The following is a 16,587-nucleotide window of genomic DNA, read 5'->3' as shown; positions in this document are numbered from 1 at the left end:
GAAAGAACTTAAACTTAATTAGTTAATAATTAAGCTAATGCGCCTTTAGCCGCTTCGACTAGTGCGCTGAATGCCGCTTTGTCATGTACCGCGATGTCGGCAAGGATCTTACGATCGATTTCGACAGACGCTTTTTTCAGACCGTTGATGAAACGGCTGTATGACATACCATTTTGACGTGCCGCAGCGTTAATACGTGCAATCCACAGTTGGCGGAATTGACGCTTGCGCTGACGACGGTCACGGTAAGCATATTGACCAGCTTTAGTTACAGCCTGTACTGCAACGCGATAGACGCGTGAGCGAGCACCGTAATAACCTTTTGCCTGCTTGAGGACTTTTTTGTGACGTGCACGTGCAATCGTGCCGCGTTTTACTCGAGCCATTAATCAGTCTCCCTAAGTCTTAAACGTAAGGCAACATGCGCTGAACCAATTTGGTATCGGCGTCATGAACCAGTTTTTTGCCACGAAGGTGACGTTTACGCTTAGTACTCTTCTTGGTCAGAATGTGACGCAAGTGAGACTGTTTGCTCTTAAAGCGGCCAGAACCTGTTTTCTTAAAACGTTTGGCGGCACCGCTTACAGTTTTCATTTTAGGCATTGCTAAAACTCCGCATTGTTAATATCGACCCGGGTGTGCAGCACCGTAGGCCGGTTAATGTTTGCAGCAGGGTGTTTCAAAGGTGCAGAATCTCTGAAAACTTTAGACCACTACTACTTCTTGTTTGGGGCGAGCACCATGATCATCTGACGGCCTTCCACACGACGTGGGAAAGACTCGCAAGTGGCAACGTCTTCCAAATCGCCTTTAACGCGATTCAAAAGTTCGATACCGATCTCTTGGTGCGCCATTTCACGACCGCGGAAGCGGATTGTGACTTTGGCTTTATCACCACCTTCTAGAAAGCGACGCAGGTTGCGCAGTTTTACCTGGTAATCGCCTTCATCAGTGCCAGGGCGAAATTTAATCTCCTTGACCTGAATTTGCTTCTGTTTTTTCTTCTGCTCTTTCTGAGCTTTACTTTTCTCGAAGAGGAATTTGCCATAGTCCATAACTTTACAGACTGGCGGCTCGGCATTCGGACTGATTTCTACCAGATCCAAGCTGGCAGCTTCTGCTGTTTGAATTGCTTCAGCGAGCGAGACAACACCTGCCTGTTCACCTTCAGCATCGATTAATCGAACTTCGGTGGCTTTAATTTCGTCGTTAATGCGGGCTTTACTGCCCTGAGCCTTATTGTTAGCGCCTTTAATGTGCTATTCCTCCAAAAACTAAAATCTCGTGCCTGCCCGTATCCCACCGGGCAAGCGCTGTGTGAGCGAAATCGCTCAACTTTAAATTACTTTATCGGCAACTTCTTTTTCAGCCAAAGCGATGAAGTCTTCTAGCGGCATACTGCCCATATCTTCACCACGGCGAGAGCGCACGGAAACTTGTCCGGCATCTCTTTCTTTGTCACCGACCACCAACATGTACGGAACACGCTTTAAGGTGTGCTCGCGGATTTTAAAGCCTATCTTCTCATTTCTCAAGTCAGACTTTGCTCTAAACCCTAATTCTTGCAGTTTTTGTACACATTTGTTGGCATATTCGGCCTGACTGTCGGTAATATTCATCACCACTATCTGCTGAGGCGCTAACCACAGCGGGAAGAAACCGGCATATTCTTCCGTCAGAATACCGATAAAGCGCTCCAGTGAACCCAGCACCGCACGGTGAATCATTACCGGCACTTTGCGCTCGCCGTCTTCAGCTACATAGGTAGAACCTAAGCGGCCTGGCATTGAAAAATCAGCCTGAACCGTACCGCATTGCCATGCACGATCTAAACAATCATACAGGGTAAATTCGATTTTGGGTCCATAAAATGCACCTTCACCCGGCAAATACTGGAATTCTATGCCTTTACTGTCCAGTGCATCGGCCAGCGCTTTTTCGGCCTTGTCCCAAATTTCATCACTGCCGACACGTTTTTCAGGTCGGGTTGACAGTTTTACCGCAATTTTCTCAAATCCAAATGCTTTGTAGGCATCGTAAATCATATCGATACAGCTACACACCTCATCCATCATCTGTTCTTCGGTACAGAAAATGTGGGCATCATCCTGGGTAAACCCACGCACGCGCATTAAACCGTGAAGCGCACCCGACGGCTCGTTACGGTGACAACAACCGAACTCAGCCATACGCAGAGGCAGGTCGCGATAAGATTTCAGTCCCTGATTGAAAATTTGCACATGACCCGGACAGTTCATTGGCTTAATTGCATATTCCCGCTTTTCCGATTCGGTCGTGAACATGTTCTCAGCATATTTGTCCCAGTGCCCGGAACGCTCCCACAGCACACGGTCCATCATCAGCGGGCCTTTCACTTCATCATACTGATATTTACGCAGCATCTGACGAACGAACTTTTCCAGCTCGGTATAAATCGACCAGCCGTCGTTATGCCAGAACACCATACCCGGCGCTTCTTCCTGCCAGTGAAACAGATCCAGCGTCTTACCAATTTTACGGTGATCACGCTTCTCCGCTTCTTCAAGACGGTTTAGGTAAGCTTTCAGTTGTTTCTTGTCAGCCCAGGCAGTGCCGTAAATGCGCTGCAGCATTTTGTTTTCACTGTTACCGCGCCAGTAGGCACCGGCAACTTTCATCAGTTTAAAGTGATGACAAAACTTCATGTTAGGCACGTGCGGGCCGCGACACATGTCGGTGTATTCTTCGTGATGATACAGGCCGGGCTTGTCGTCCTGGCTGATATTTTCGTCGAGGATTTCGACTTTATATGGCTCGTGACGGTCAACAAAGGTTTCCCGCGCTTCCTGCCAGCTGACTTTTTTCTTAACTACGTCGTAGTTAGTTTTCGCCAGCTCCAGCATGCGCTTTTCCAGCTTTTGTAAATCTTCCTGACTCAGGCTGTGCTCCATATCGACATCATAATAGAAGCCGTTGTCGATAGTCGGGCCAATCGCCATTTTCGCATCAGGCCATAGCTGTTTGATAGCGTGACCAATCAGGTGCGCACAGCTGTGGCGGATAATCTCCAGACCTTCCTCGTCCTTGGCAGTAATAATTTGCAGCGCTGCGTCCTGCTCGATCAGGTCTACCGCATCGACAAGTTCACCGTTCACTTTACCCGCGATGGTCGCTTTTGCGAGACCGGGACCGATGTCAGAGGCAACATCCATTACAGAGACGGCATGGTCGAAAGCGCGCTGGCTTCCGTCAGGAAGAGTAATTACAGGCATGTTCATTCCTTTACAGTGGTGACGCCTACTCTGCGCCACTTGTTTATCAAATCTATAAATGAAAAAGACACCATGGCGGTGTCCGATGGGTGAAGACAATACCAATGTCTGTCACAGGAGTCGGATTATAACGGCTATACAGTGACTTGCAATGCTCACTTTTGTGCGCTGAGTAACAATGCTACCTTTTATAACACGAGGCGTATCAGGAAAGCGGAACTGACACCGGCATGTTCAGCTAACATAATTCATCTTATGCCGCTCGCAATGCGCGAATTATTGACCATACTTCACTAAGATGAGTTTACGACATATGACGATGTGGCATTTCATCAGCGATCACATTTCTGAGGCCACCGGCAACGTATTTGTTTGCCAGCGGCGCACTGCTGCGCACGGCGGAGATACTCACGAGTGCTTTGTCATCCGCGATGACAGCCGACGTTTTTTTGTCAAAGTCAGAAAAGATGATGCTACCCGCCCCTTGCATTGTGAAATGGAGGGATTGCAGGCACTGGAATCAACCGACACGGTAATCACTCCCCATGTGGTCTGCTATGGTATCACGGAAGACAAACCTGACGGCTTCGAGTATCTGGTGCTGAATCATATCCGGTTTATCGACACCCCGTCAGACTGGCACACCATGGGTGCTCAGCTGGCCAAACTGCATCAGGTATCCCAGACGCAATTTGGCTGGTCAGCGGACAATTTTATTGGCGCCAGTGTGCAGACAAATACCTGGCATAGCGACTGGGCGACATTTTACGCTGAGTACCGCATTGGAAGCATGCTCGAGCGGCTGGCAATGAAAGGTCACAAACTGACCCAAGCCGACATTTTCGTGACCAAAGTTCAACAATTCCTTTCCTCGCACCACCCTGCCCCTTCGCTGGTTCACGGTGATCTCTGGTCCGGTAATGCCGGCTTTTGCAAAAAAGGCCCGGTGCTGTTTGATCCGGCTGTTTATGTGGGCGACCGCGAGACGGATATCTCAATGACCCGTTTATTTGGCGGCTTTGGGCCGTCTTTCTATGAAGGCTATAACGCTGTTTTTCCTCTTGATGCGTCCTACCCGACGCGAGAAAACCTCTATCAGCTTTATCACGTACTGAATCACGCATTACTTTTTACCGGGGCCTACTTGTCGCAGGCAAAATCTGCGATCATGGCACTGGAAAAACAGTTTTAACGGGACGATTCATGACTGACAAGCCGGTTGCACTGGTAACAGGTGCAGCAAAACGTATTGGTGCAGCGATTGCTCAGGCGCTGCATGCCAGTGGATACAATGTGGTGATCCACTATGGCACATCCGAACAGGATGCTTTTTCTCTGGCAGCAAAGCTTAATGCACAGCGTCCGGATTCGGCCGTTACCGTGCAAGGCGACTTGCGTAATCACAATGATATTCAGCATCTTGCAAAAACGGCGCAGGAAGCCTGGCAACGACTGGATGTTCTGGTTAACAACGCGTCGTCCTTTTACCCCACCCCGGTTGGCGATATTACGCTTGATGACTGGACATCGCTGGTTGGCAGCAACCTTCAGGGGCCGCTGTTTCTGTCACAGTCACTGGCTGACTCACTGAAACAGTCCGGTGGTTGCATCGTGAATATGGTCGATATGCACATTGCCCGGCCACTTAAGCAGCACAGTGTGTATTGCCTGGCAAAAAATGGCCTGGCGAGCCTGACAAAATCGCTGGCTGCAGAATTAGCGCCTCAAGTCCGGGTTAACGGTATCGGTCCCGGCGCCATTCTATGGCCCGAGCGGGAGCTAAGTGATGCTGATAAAAAGCAAATGCTGGACAGTATTCCGCTTAACCGGTTAGGCACGCCCGAGGATATTGCGCAAACGGCATTGTTTTTAATCAACGCCCCTTACATCACCGGCCAAATCCTGTTTGTGGATGGCGGGCGAAGTATTTACACCCATGCCAGCGCATAACCCCCTCACTTTGTGGAATGTACTCTGGCTGATGTTACTCGGTGGCTGCAGCCAGCCCGATGTGCCAGATTCCATTGAAGAGTATCAGGCGAGACTGACGCGGGTTCTGGATATTACGCCAGTAACCCTGCCCTCACCCGCGCCGCTGAACTTTCCTTCACGAGAAAGTCTGCATGTGGATGTACCGTCAATGAATATCAATCTGCGTGAGTTTTATGCGTTGCAGGACTGCGAGATTGGCACTCTGGTCGCCGAGCGTAATACCGCACTGGGGCGAACCCCTCACCCATCCCAGCGCTTTCGCTATGAAACGCGACTTATTAATGCATTAGATGCGTGCATCGACGTGCTGAACAACGAGAAGCCTGAACTGGCAGAGAAACTGGCTGAATGGAAGCAGCAAAAGCTGCAGCAACGGGATACCGTGTGGGCTAATCTAATCACAACCTCTGAGGCGATGCGACTGGCGATGACTCTACCACGGGGTTGGATCCAGCAAGATCTCAATCCGGATGCAGGTGCGGCGGTAAATGCCATTGGCTATCTTAATAAATTGAAAAGCACGCTTTCACTTTCTGTAAACGAGCTGGATGAGCAACTTAAGCAAATTGAGTCCTCCCGATTACCTGCGCGGCTGTGGATGACGCAGGATTACCTGCAGGTAACGCTGACTGAACTGACCGCATCGCTGGCCGAGCCGCTAAACGCAGTGAGCTGTCCTGAAGGGCGAGCTTCTGACGACGCTAAAATACTAAGGAATGTATTTTATTTGTTTTTTATTGAGCAAATCCAGCCGGTAGGCAGCAACATCAACCAGTACTATTATCAGATTCAACCCGTACTCACGCAGTGGCAAACCGATCCCTCACTCAGCGAATCATTTAACGTCTTTCTGAAAGAGCGCGAACTAAAATTTACGGCGTACCAGAAAGCGGTCAGTGACCACGTTACCCTCTGGCAGCGGTTTCTGAAACGCTGCAACCTCTCACCGACAGCGCCTGCCGCCAGCTAACGTTTCTGGTTTCTTATGCCTGCAGCGACATGACGAATTCAGGCGGTATATGGCGACCTGACGCCTCATGGCGAAAAGCAAACAATGGGGGAAGAGCTTAACAGCTCCCCCTCACCGCATAATGAAGCGCTAGTTCAAAGTATGTTTTCACCGGCCTCTGGGTCTCGGGATTCAGCAGCTTGTTTGCGGATGTTGTCGTTTTCGCTGGACACATCGTCATGCGCGGCATCTGACGATGTGTCAATATCAGACGCGGCAGTGCGGGGTGATGCAGCCGGTACGACTGTTTCTTTTTTCGCTTCTGGCGCATCGTCTGATGGGCTATGAATAATCGGTACTCCCTGTGGAAAAATGACTTCACGGGCGTCATCCGGCATACTGATCCCGGCTTCCGTAAACGCCGAAACGATATCCCGCATCAACACGGAGGCCATTTTTAAAACGCTTATCTGCTCTGCATTAACCCAGAAATACACTTTTAAATTCAGTGTGGACGACCCCAGCTCGTGAACCAATACCTGCGGTTCAGGATCATCCAGTACATCGGGATGAGAATCGAGACGCTGTCTGGCCAGTGACTGCGCTACCTTGGCATCGCAGTCATAGCCCACGCCGATAACAAAGTGTCCGCGCATTTTCGGGTTGGCGGTGAGGTTTTTTATCACGCCCTTGTAAATTGTCGCGTTAGGAATTTGAATATGATTGCCGTCGAAATCCACCAGCGTAGTGGCTCTGGAAGTGACTTTTTGCACCACGCCCAGGAAGTCGTTTATTTGCACAACATCTCCGAGTCGAAAAGGACGCTGTACCGTTAGCAAGAGACTGGAGATAAAATTCTCAGCGATATCACGAAACGCAAATCCCAGGATCAGTCCTATTACCCCGGTACCGCTTATGACCGCAACCGCAAACTCTGTTAGTCCAGCCAGTTTCAGAAAAACATAGACGCCAAGCAGGATAAGCAAAATACTCACACTTCTGCGACTTACTGAGCGGATAAGGTCACTTTGCGTTACATAGTTGAACGGACGGAGTATTATCCGCGATAGCGGCCCGGCCAGCAGCACCAGCGTTATCAATATAACCAGCCCCAGTCCCAATGCCGGTAACCGGGCCAGTGCGGCCTCATAAAATGCACTTACTCCCTGCGTAAGCTCGCTCACGGCCCCCGCCGTAGACTCTTCCATAACACTCTCCTGAATTTCCGTGTGTTAACCTGCCAGACTTACCTGTGCTCAATACGTTTTATAAAGCGTACCGGGTTCATTGCCGCCAGCATAATTCATCCTTAGGCCGCGCCGAGTGATGTTCTGTAGCCAATAGCGTGAAAACGCTGCGAAAAAGACGTTAATAGTGTCACCAATCAACCTCAGGCAGGTGTTGAAATCACAAGATAGGAACCTAAGCCGATGGTGAAAACAAAACTCCCCCACAGCGCGTGTTCGATAACCACTACCGGTGTAGATTGACTTTGCATGTAGCGATACCCGAAAATGCCACCGCCAATCCAGGAGATCACTACCGCTATCCAGTTCCCGTAAACCAGATGTGCAAGACCGAATACAAAGGTGCTTAACGCCCAGCGCGCATAACGCGAGGGCAATATGCGTTTATAGCGATGAAAAAAGTAAGTTCTGAAAATAATTTCCTGAGGAATAACCGATACCAGCGGATAAATTAGCAATGTCGTTACCCACATCCAGGGTTCGTTAAGCGGCCAGTGAAGAAAAATTTCGGGCTTTACCAGATAAACCAGCAACGCTAATAAGCATGCCCACGGAATAAATAACTTAAGCGCATCATTAATATGCTGACGCCAGGCTTCCCAATGCCAAAGGCGAATGCGCTTAAACTGCTTATCGGCAAGTAACAATGCCAGGCATAACAACCCGACAGCGCCAAGCAGAGGCATCAAAAAACTACCCAGCTGTTTCGCCCAAACCATGACTGCCACCGGTGCCAGAAAAAACAGCCCGATCAATTCTGCCCAAAGTTTTGCCACCCGCTACTCCACTTTCATGACTGGTATATGACATTTAGATGAATTTCATTATGAAAGTGTAGTGCCAATGTGCAAAAAACAGGCAATAAATGTAAAGCGCACATGGCTTGCACTCTGCCTGAATCGGGATGCACGCGTTCAGGAAGCGAGTGACGTCGGAGTGTCGCTAAAGGGAGAGTGTTGTCAGCTTACATAAACCGTTTGGGACGTGCGCGGGATGAAAAGCATTGCGCATATTCACATCCGCCGCGTGCATTACTGGCAAAAAATACACGTTAACGGCAACGGGGGGCACAACTTACAGACGTAAAGAGGCAGTATTACACTGTGTCCCCCATGCTGCCTGACCAGCAGGAAACCGGGAGCGCGAGGCATATGCATCTCACTCTCCCGGTTTCGCTGATTCCAGTCGATTATGGGGTGGTTTTCAGGTGCGTATTTAAGAAATCAAGGTACGCATTCTGTGCCACGATGCGATTGGATTTTTTTCGGAATCCATGTCCCTCGTCGTCAAACAGCACATACTCTACAGGCACATCATTTTCGCGTATTGCTTCTACCATTTCATCACTTTCCACTTGCAGCACGCGGGGATCATTTGCACCCTGCACTACCAGAACAGGTTGCGTTATCTTGTCAGCATGAAACAGCGGAGAGATTCGATACAAGCGCGCTTCGTCTGTTGCCGGGTCACCCATTTCCGCATACAGATATTCTCTGAAGCTCTCCCACCACGGCGGAATGCTTTTTAACGTGCGTACCCAGTTGGTCACACCAAATATATTAATACCGACGTCAAATTCCTGCGTGAAGGCCATTGCTGCCATGGTAAGGTAACCACCATAACTGCCGCCCATGACACCAATTTCGCTGGCATTGACCCACGGCAACGACGTCAGATAGCGTTTGGCATAAACGATATCCTGTAAATCATCTTCACCATGACGTTGATCGTCCAGGTGAAAAAAGGTTTTCCCATAACCTGAAGAACCACGGTTATTAACAGCGAAAATCGCATACCCGTGATTCACCAGATGCTGAATAAGCGCGCTGTAGCCTGCGCGGGACTGGCCGCCAGGTCCACCATGAATGAGGATCACGGCGGGCACCGGGTTAACCCGGTTTGCCTGATGCGGCTTATACAACAATCCCGGAATTGTGACTTCGTCAAAGCTGGAAAAGCGCACGACTTCACTGGCTACCAGGTTAGCAGGTTCGATGGCCGGGTTAAGGGTATCAGTTAACCGTTTCAGCTCACCGCCAAACTGATAGCTATATAAATTAGCAGGGGCCGTATCGGACCTGAGGTAAAACACCATCGTGTTTTCATCGGACGTAAACGTAACACCAGAAATATCACCTGCAGGTAGATTCGGTACCATCACCGGAGACTGCTGTTGTATGTCGACGATAGCGATTTCGGTGCGCGCATCGGCGTTTAGTCCGGTAACGAGGTAGCGGCCATTCTCTGAATAATTGTAAAAAGTAACGTCCCACTCATCGGAATACGCGAGTGTTTTCGTACCATCCTCAATATCATATTCCCATGCTTCGACAAATTCGGTTCCTGCGTTGGTCCCATAGATTAGCGCTGAAGAGTCGGGGGTAAAGGTATATACAGTGTGACTGGCTTGCTGCGGTTCGTCTGTCAGCAATACAGGGGTAGCATGACGACGATTCAGTTCAAGCAGGTAGAGGTCGTCATCAGTATTGCTTAATGATTTTACCAGCGTCAGGTAACGACCATCCGGGCTAACCTCCATTAGCGAGAGCGCCTCTGTATTTTCATATATGCGCGTACGTTGGTAGCTATCAACCTCATACCGATACAAATCGAAGGCTTTGGGATCGCGCTCGTTAGTGGCAATGAAGAAATGGCGGTTGTCGCGTTGCCACCCCAAAAACATGGCTTTCACCTTGTCGCCGGGGGTCAGGTCTGTCACCGTGCCGTCGGGGGTCTGAACATAAATATGCGTTAATTCGTTGCCACCCTGATCCGCGGAAAACAGAAACCTGTCATCGGCCGGAAACCAGGATAGACCGCGGTAAGCATCGGTTTCAGAAAAGGTCAATTGCGAGGGAGCGCTGCCATCAATAGGGTAACGATAAACGTTAAACACGCCGGATTTATCTGATGTCACCAGTACCGCACTGTCATCAAAGCTAATGTCATTCCCCGATACCGATTCATTATCAAAAAACGTTTCTGCGGAATATGCCGGGATGGGTTGCTCCTGTTCGAGCACAACTTCCGGTGTTGGCGCCGACTGACATGCAGCCAGCAGCACTGCTACAGCCAGTAATAATAATGCACGCATAGTTTGTCACTCCCTGAGTAATTTGCGATGGCCATCTCTTAAAAAATAAGTAAACAGCGTTTCAGTCTGATAAAAACAGTTCTGTTCACATTTTCCTTAGCGTAGCCAGTTACACAGAAAAATGCACCTGTCCGGGCATTATTTGGCAAACTACCCCCTATATTTTTGCAGGGCCCGCTGAGCAAAATGGTCATAATTTACACAGAATTGTATGTCCCGGTCTCGCCTGCAGGTTGAACTATCTTCTGAATTTGTAGTATTAATCGTTAAGTCATTCTTTTTCCTGCCGATATAGATTGAACATTTTTTCACCTGCTGAGACTATACGTAGTGTCCGACGTGAACGCTGTAACTGAGGAATGACACTGCATCACGCAAATGCCCTGACGGACAACCAGTGCGCGATGCAGATGGCGTCCCTTTATGTGAGCGTCTTCAGGCAGTCACCGGCTTCAGCTTTGACGCGTTGCTGCGATTACCAGTAATGCAAAAAGCCATGTTCGCATAACGGCACAATGTCACTGGGTCAGCCGCTTATTGACAGATTTGTGTACGAATTGGAAGAAGGAAGAAGACAGAGATGGAGAATATTCACGTTCCCATGGAAGATGCCAGCCAGGTGCTCTCATTCTGGTTTGAAGAGCTGACCGAAGAGGACTGGTTTGGTGCAGATCCGAACGTTGATGCCATGATCGCTTCTCAGTTTGGTGGGCTGCACAAAGCCGCGTCGCGCTGTGAGCTTTGGCCGTGGCGGGCAACAGCCCACGGCAGGCTTGCCGAAATTATTTTGCTTGATCAGTTTTCACGCAATATCTATCGCAACAAACCCGCGGCTTTTAAACAGGACGCCGCTGCACTTTGTCTGGCTCAGGAAGCCGTGAGCGTGAATGCAGACGCCTCCCTGACCCCCACAGAAAAAGCTTTTCTCTACATGCCTTTCATGCACAGTGAGTCAGCGGCTGTCCATGATGTAGCCATGCAGCTTTTTGCGGTCTCAGGCCTGGAAACCCAACTTGAGTTCGAGCGTCGCCATCGCGACATTATTTTACGGTTTGGGCGGTATCCTCATCGAAATGAGATTATAGGCAGAGCATCAACAGACGAAGAGCTGCAGTTTCTCGCCACGTCAGAATTTTCATTTTAAAGGCCACAAAAAGACTGACCACACGGTCAGGTTTTAACGTAATACCCCCCAGTTTTACTTGACTTGAAGGTACAACGGGTGTTTCATTGGTAAACCTGTTTTCTCCAGAGATTTGCCGTGACTTCACCTTTTATACAGCGTGAACCGTTTCCCTATGCCGTGTCCCCAAGATCGGACTCGTTGGCAGGCCTTCGGCTGGCGGTAAAAGATCTGTTTGCGATAAAAGGCATGCCGACGACGGCAGGCAACCCAACCTGGAGTCAAACACACGCGATTCCTCAGGCAACGTCCTCTGTCGTTGAAACCCTGCTTGCACATGGCGCCAGCTATGTGGGTAAAACCGTTACTGACGAGCTGGCCTACAGTCTGAATGGACAGAACAAACACTATGGTACACCGGTTAATCCGGTCACACCCGACAGGCTGCCTGGTGGTTCCTCTTCAGGCTCAGCAGTGGCCGTGGCCGCAAATGAAGCAGACATTGGCCTGGGAACTGACACCGGCGGTTCAATTCGGGTACCGGCAAGCTACAACCGCCTGTTTGGCTTACGCACTACGCACGACCTGATTGCTCGGGACAACATGGTGGCCCTGGCTCCCTCCTTTGATACGGTTGGCGTGATGACGCGGGATTTGTCAACATTAGCAAGCGTCATGCAGGTGTTATGTGACACACCGGCGCCAGAGCCACTGCAGCCACATCTGACGCTTGCAGACTCCTTGCTCGATTGCTGTGACCACGCCGACCTCATTCGGCAGTGGTCAGACAGACTGGATAGTAGTTCGCTTTTACACGACATGTCACTGGACGCTGCTGCACTGGATGTTGCCGAGACCTTTCGGATCTTGCAGGGCGCAGAAATACGCGACGAGCATGGCGAGTGGCTCAGTGTAAATCAACCCGATATTGCTGAGGATATTCAACAACGGATTGATGCCAGTATGCGCATCACAATACAACAACAACAGCGTGCGAAAAGCACGCAACAGCAAATCGCAGAAAGTCTCGAAAAGGTATTGTCGCAAACAGACGCGATCATTATACCGACGACGCCGGGCATCGCCCCGCGGCTGGATGCACCAGCGGGCTCAATGGTAGCGTACCGACAGCAACTGCTTTCGCTGACGGCGTTTGCCGGGCTAGCCGGACTCCCGCAACTGCATTTGCCACTTTTTACTCTACACAACGCCCCATGCGGCCTGTCTCTGATTGGAAAAAAAGGCAGTGATCTTGCACTAATCAGCTACGCCCGCTGGCTTATGGAATACACACAATGAAGCAACAAATTGGATTTACTGCACCTCATTACGCCGCCTCTCAGGTAGGACAGAATATATTACAACGCGGTGGCACCGCGATTGAAGCCATGGTCGCCGCCGCAGCCTCTATTGCGGTGGAATACCCGCATATGAATGGACTGGGCGGAGACGGCTTTTGGCTGATCAGTGAACCGGGTAAGACGCCGGTAACCATCGACGCTGCAGGCGTGGCAGCGAAGCAGGCAACACCAGAATTTTACGCCGGGATGGAAGCGATCCCCAGTCGCGGTGGAAAAGCCGCACTGACTATGGCAGGTGCGGTATCTGGCTGGCAAAAAGCGCTGGATATCAGTCATCGCTGGCAGTCAGGCATTCCGCTAACCGAATTACTGGACACCGCAATCAGTCAGGCGAACTGGGGAATTGAAGTTACCCAAAGCTTATCTGATGCCAGTATCAAAACCTTTGATGAACTGGGCGCACAAGACGCCTTTTCGCCTTTTCTGATCAAAGGGAAAGCACTCAAAAAAGGGAAAATTTTAAAACTACAGACGTTGTCAGCATCCCTGCAGCGGTTAGCGGAAACTGGATTAGATGATTTTTATCGCGGCGATCTCGCGACCATGCTGGCCAAAGATCTTGCGGATGCCGGGTCACCCATTACCCTGAGCGATTTTCATGATTATCAGGCCCGCGCCGGCGAACCGCTGCAAGTAACAACCGGTGCCGGGACGCTGTTTAATCTTGGCGCGCCTACTCAGGGTGTGGCATCGCTACTCATTTTGGCGCTTTACGATCGCGTTAAACATCTGGGTACGTCAGATGCCGATATGGTGCATTTGCTCATTGAGTGCACCAAACAGGCGTTTATTGCCAGAAATCAACGCGTGACGGACCCGGGGCGCTTATCAGGCCGGCTCTCGGCCTTGCTTGATGAAGATTCGCTGGATGCCATGACTGCCCATATCGCAATTGATAAGGCACAACCCTGGCCGCATGTAGCGAAACCCGGCGACACCATCTGGATGGGTGCCTGTGATGCCAAAGGCAGAATGGTCAGTTACATTCAGTCACTTTACTGGGAATTCGGCAGCGGGATTGTCAGCCCTTCCACAGGCATTGTATGGAACAACCGCGGCACCTCATTTTCCCTTGATCCGGCCGACTTACAAGCACTGGAGCCCGGGCGTGCCCCCTTCCACACACTCAACCCCGCGTTTGCGGAGCTTAGCGACGGACGTAGAATGAGTTACGGCACCATGGGGGGAGAAGGACAGCCGCAAACGCAGGCCGCCATTTTTGTCAGACATATCTATCACAACCAGCCACTGGAAAAAGCCATCACGCTCGGACGCTGGCTACTGGGCCGGACCTGGGGCGATCAAAGCCACAACCTGAAAGTAGAACGGGATCTGGCTGAATATGTTGGTGACGCACTTCGGGAGCGGGGCCACGATATGGTTGTGGTTGACCCCTGTAACGAATTAATGGGTCACGCCGGTGCGGTAGTGCGCCATCCTGACGGTGCCGTTGAAGCAGCCACCGATCCGCGTAGCGACGGTAAAGCTTTCTTCGAAAGCATTAGCAACGTGGAGGGTCGTTAATGGAGTGGATAGCCAATAATCTGACCACGGTTCTCTCTCTCATCGGAACCGGCGTGTTTGCCGGCTTGCTGGCTGGATTACTGGGCGTTGGCGGTGGGATTGTGATTGTACCGGTGCTGTACTTTCTGTTTCAGGCATTGGGAGTCTCTGCTGACACCGCCATGGTTGTCGCCACGGCTACCTCGCTGGCCACCATTGTTCCTACCTCTGTCAGCTCTATTCGTGCTCATCACAGTAAAGGGAATGTCGATTTTGCCCTGCTCAAAGCCTGGGCGCTGTTCATTCTTATTGGTGTGCTCGCAGGCAGCGTTATTGTCACCCGCATCGATGGCAACTATCTCACCATCTTATTTGGTGTTATTGCCACGTTATCTGCACTGAATATGCTGATTGGCAAAAAAGACGCCTTATTCACTTCGTTGCCCGGCAAAGTCGGGCAGCGAGTTATCGCCACTGCTATTGGCCTGTTCAGCTCGCTGGTAGGTATCGGGGGCGGCACACTTACCGTCCCCACTCTGACATTTTGTAACTATCCGGCGCACCGTGCGGTAGGCACCGCTGCCGCTGTGGGCCTGATCATTTCACTGCCAGCGGCACTGACGCTGCTGGTAGCTGGCAGCACGCCGCCAGATGCACCGCCGGGTACATACGGGTTTGTCAATCTCATCGGATTTATCTGTATTGTACCGCTAACGGTGCTCTTTGCCCCGCTTGGCGCCTCACTGGCTGCAAAGCTGGACGCGGCCATGCTGAAAAAGGTCTTTGCTGTTGTTCTTATTATCACTGGTCTGCGCATGCTTGTGCAGGCTGCACTTTAGGAGTTAATCATGTCGTCGTTATCCCCTCCACCACGCCTGCTCATGGGACCGGGTCCCATCAACTGCTATCCGCGCGTGCTGTCAGCCATGTCGACGCAATTGGTTGGCCAGTACGATCCGGTGATGACAGGTTACATGAATGAGGTAATGGCGCTGTACCGCAAGGTGTTTCATACGTCAAATCAGCAAACCCTGCTTGTCGACGGTACATCCCGCGCGGGTATTGAAGCGGTGATGGTATCTGCCATTGAGCCGGGCGATAAAGTTCTGGTACCCATTTTTGGTCGTTTCGGGCATTTGCTGGCAGAAATTGCTGAGCGTGCCGATGCGGAAGTTCACACCATTGAGGTGCCTTGGGGGGAGGTATTCGAGCCTGAGCAGATTGAACACGCAATCAAAAAAGTGCAGCCCAAACTGCTGGCCATTGTACAGGGTGATACGTCCACAACCATGCTGCAGCCATTAGCTGACATAGGTGATTTGTGCCGCAAGCATGATGTGTTGTTCTACTGCGATGCCACCGCGTCAATTGGCGGAAACCCGCTTGAAACGGACAACTGGCATCTTGATGCGGTTTCGGTTGGCCTGCAGAAGTGTCTGGGCGGTCCGTCAGGAAGTGCACCAATTACATTAAGCCAGCGGTTTGTTGATACCGTGCGACGCCGACACCATGTGGAGGCCGGCATTCGCGACGCACACCATGAGGATGCGCCGGGCCCCAGAATACGCTCTAACTATTTTGATTTGGGTATGATCATGGATTACTGGGGCGAAGAGCGCCTGAATCATCATACCGAGGCTGCCAGCATGCTTTACTGTGCAAGAGAATGCGCCATTACACTGCTGGATGAAGGCCATGACAACGTGATCCGCCGTCACAAGCTGGCCGGAGACGCCATGTTAGCGGGAGTGCAGGCAATGGGTCTCACGCCGTTTGGTGATCTCAGGTATAAAATGCACAATGTCGTGGGTGTCTATATTCCCGACAACATAGACGGTGAAGCCATACGCCATCAGCTTCTACACGACTTCAATATTGAAATTGGCACGAGCTTCGGTCCCCTTAAAGGTAAAATCTGGCGTATCGGCACCATGGGCTACAATGCCAGAAAGGATGCTGTGTACCATACCCTTCAGTCACTTGAGACTGTATTGCGACGCGCGGGGTTCGGTGTAGACGCTGGCGCGGCTGTTGACGCCGCTCTTTCCGCTTACAGTGGAGCCTGAG

General features: G+C 50.9%; 15 protein-coding genes. 8 read left to right on the top strand and 7 right to left on the bottom strand.

The genetic code is table 11. From position 1 onward, the window contains the following. Positions 1-29 precede the first annotated feature (29 nt). The 4 genes from rplT to thrS form a co-directional block, all read right to left on the bottom strand. On the bottom strand, positions 30-386 hold the full coding sequence (gene rplT, locus JKP77_RS01795) for a 50S ribosomal protein L20 (protein ID WP_012518092.1): 357 nt from the start codon (positions 384-386) through the stop codon (positions 30-32). 19 nt (positions 387-405) lie between these two features. Next, positions 406-603: a 50S ribosomal protein L35 gene (rpmI, locus tag JKP77_RS01790; protein WP_189403603.1), complete on the bottom strand. Its 198-nt coding sequence runs from the start codon at positions 601-603 to the stop codon at positions 406-408. Between the two features lie 113 nt (positions 604-716). Then, the gene (gene infC, locus JKP77_RS01785; RefSeq protein WP_218309644.1) at positions 717-1,256 is read right to left on the bottom strand and encodes a translation initiation factor IF-3; all 540 of its coding nucleotides are present in this window, start codon (positions 1,254-1,256) and stop codon (positions 717-719) included. Between the two features lie 81 nt (positions 1,257-1,337). Then, positions 1,338-3,251 carry a threonine--tRNA ligase gene (thrS, locus tag JKP77_RS01780; protein ID WP_218309496.1) on the bottom strand — a complete coding sequence of 638 codons (1,914 nt, stop codon included), beginning with the start codon at positions 3,249-3,251 and terminating at the stop codon, positions 1,338-1,340. A 313-nt stretch (positions 3,252-3,564) separates the two neighbouring features. Between thrS and JKP77_RS01775 the strand changes: the two genes are divergently transcribed. Genes JKP77_RS01775 through JKP77_RS01765 form a run of 3 tightly spaced genes read left to right on the top strand, consistent with a single transcriptional unit; the run spans position 3,565 to position 6,213 of the window. Beyond that, the gene (locus tag JKP77_RS01775; protein WP_246601036.1) at positions 3,565-4,443 is read left to right on the top strand and encodes a fructosamine kinase family protein; all 879 of its coding nucleotides are present in this window, start codon (positions 3,565-3,567) and stop codon (positions 4,441-4,443) included. A gap of 11 nt (positions 4,444-4,454) precedes the next feature. Then, positions 4,455-5,201, top strand: a complete 747-nt coding sequence (locus JKP77_RS01770; protein WP_218309495.1) for a pteridine reductase — start codon at positions 4,455-4,457, stop codon at positions 5,199-5,201. Then, positions 5,188-6,213 carry a DUF3080 family protein gene (locus tag JKP77_RS01765; RefSeq protein ID WP_218309494.1) on the top strand — a complete coding sequence of 342 codons (1,026 nt, stop codon included), beginning with the start codon at positions 5,188-5,190 and terminating at the stop codon, positions 6,211-6,213. Before JKP77_RS01770 ends, JKP77_RS01765 begins: the two co-directional genes overlap by 14 nt. A 134-nt stretch (positions 6,214-6,347) precedes the next feature. On the opposite strand, the gene JKP77_RS01760 is transcribed toward JKP77_RS01765, so the two are convergent. The 3 genes from JKP77_RS01760 to JKP77_RS01750 form a co-directional block, all read right to left on the bottom strand. Beyond that, positions 6,348-7,400, bottom strand: a complete 1,053-nt coding sequence (locus JKP77_RS01760; protein WP_218309493.1) for a mechanosensitive ion channel family protein — start codon at positions 7,398-7,400, stop codon at positions 6,348-6,350. 182 nt (positions 7,401-7,582) lie between these two features. Continuing rightward, a complete protein-coding gene (locus tag JKP77_RS01755) occupies positions 7,583-8,215 on the bottom strand; it encodes a CPBP family intramembrane glutamic endopeptidase (RefSeq protein ID WP_218309492.1) in 633 nt (210 codons plus the stop codon). Between the two features lie 413 nt (positions 8,216-8,628). Next, the gene (locus tag JKP77_RS01750) at positions 8,629-10,533 is read right to left on the bottom strand and encodes a S9 family peptidase (RefSeq protein WP_218309491.1); all 1,905 of its coding nucleotides are present in this window, start codon (positions 10,531-10,533) and stop codon (positions 8,629-8,631) included. Between the two features lie 580 nt (positions 10,534-11,113). Here JKP77_RS01750 and JKP77_RS01745 point away from each other — a divergent pair. The 5 genes from JKP77_RS01745 (at position 11,114) to JKP77_RS01725 (ending at position 16,586) form a co-directional block, all read left to right on the top strand. Further along, a complete protein-coding gene (locus JKP77_RS01745) occupies positions 11,114-11,677 on the top strand; it encodes a DUF924 family protein (RefSeq protein ID WP_218309490.1) in 564 nt (187 codons plus the stop codon). Positions 11,678-11,794: 117 nt separating this feature from the next. Then, positions 11,795-12,955 (top strand): amidase, encoded by a 1,161-nt coding sequence (locus JKP77_RS01740; protein ID WP_218309489.1) that lies wholly within the window; start codon positions 11,795-11,797, stop codon positions 12,953-12,955. Next, positions 12,952-14,541, top strand: a complete 1,590-nt coding sequence (locus tag JKP77_RS01735; protein WP_218309488.1) for a gamma-glutamyltransferase family protein — start codon at positions 12,952-12,954, stop codon at positions 14,539-14,541. Before JKP77_RS01740 ends, JKP77_RS01735 begins: the two co-directional genes overlap by 4 nt. Then, on the top strand, positions 14,541-15,359 hold the full coding sequence (locus tag JKP77_RS01730) for a sulfite exporter TauE/SafE family protein (RefSeq protein ID WP_218309487.1): 819 nt from the start codon (positions 14,541-14,543) through the stop codon (positions 15,357-15,359). Before JKP77_RS01735 ends, JKP77_RS01730 begins: the two co-directional genes overlap by 1 nt. Positions 15,360-15,368: 9 nt before the next feature. Continuing rightward, positions 15,369-16,586, top strand: coding sequence for a pyridoxal-phosphate-dependent aminotransferase family protein (locus JKP77_RS01725; protein WP_218309486.1), 1,218 nt, complete (start codon positions 15,369-15,371; stop codon positions 16,584-16,586). Position 16,587: the final 1 nt, after the last annotated feature.

The organism is Alteromonas antoniana, from assembly GCF_019249295.1.
Lineage (GTDB): Bacteria > Pseudomonadota > Gammaproteobacteria > Enterobacterales > Alteromonadaceae > Alteromonas > Alteromonas antoniana.
This window is presented reverse-complemented; position numbering and strand designations above follow the sequence as displayed.

What these genes read in the sequence shown, in the direction of transcription:
- rplT (WP_012518092.1), bottom strand. Translation starts at nt 386, where the DNA reads ATGGCTCGAGTAAAACGCGGCACGATTGCACGTGCACGTCACAAAAAA.
- rpmI (WP_189403603.1), bottom strand. Translation starts at nt 603, where the DNA reads ATGCCTAAAATGAAAACTGTAAGCGGTGCCGCCAAACGTTTTAAGAAA.
- thrS (WP_218309496.1), bottom strand. Translation starts at nt 3,251, where the DNA reads ATGCCTGTAATTACTCTTCCTGACGGAAGCCAGCGCGCTTTCGACCAT.
- JKP77_RS01775 (WP_246601036.1), top strand. Translation starts at nt 3,565, where the DNA reads ATGACGATGTGGCATTTCATCAGCGATCACATTTCTGAGGCCACCGGC.
- JKP77_RS01770 (WP_218309495.1), top strand. Translation starts at nt 4,455, where the DNA reads ATGACTGACAAGCCGGTTGCACTGGTAACAGGTGCAGCAAAACGTATT.
- JKP77_RS01765 (WP_218309494.1), top strand. Translation starts at nt 5,188, where the DNA reads ATGCCAGCGCATAACCCCCTCACTTTGTGGAATGTACTCTGGCTGATG.
- JKP77_RS01760 (WP_218309493.1), bottom strand. Translation starts at nt 7,400, where the DNA reads ATGGAAGAGTCTACGGCGGGGGCCGTGAGCGAGCTTACGCAGGGAGTA.
- JKP77_RS01750 (WP_218309491.1), bottom strand. Translation starts at nt 10,533, where the DNA reads ATGCGTGCATTATTATTACTGGCTGTAGCAGTGCTGCTGGCTGCATGT.
- JKP77_RS01745 (WP_218309490.1), top strand. Translation starts at nt 11,114, where the DNA reads ATGGAGAATATTCACGTTCCCATGGAAGATGCCAGCCAGGTGCTCTCA.
- JKP77_RS01735 (WP_218309488.1), top strand. Translation starts at nt 12,952, where the DNA reads ATGAAGCAACAAATTGGATTTACTGCACCTCATTACGCCGCCTCTCAG.
- JKP77_RS01730 (WP_218309487.1), top strand. Translation starts at nt 14,541, where the DNA reads ATGGAGTGGATAGCCAATAATCTGACCACGGTTCTCTCTCTCATCGGA.
- JKP77_RS01725 (WP_218309486.1), top strand. Translation starts at nt 15,369, where the DNA reads ATGTCGTCGTTATCCCCTCCACCACGCCTGCTCATGGGACCGGGTCCC.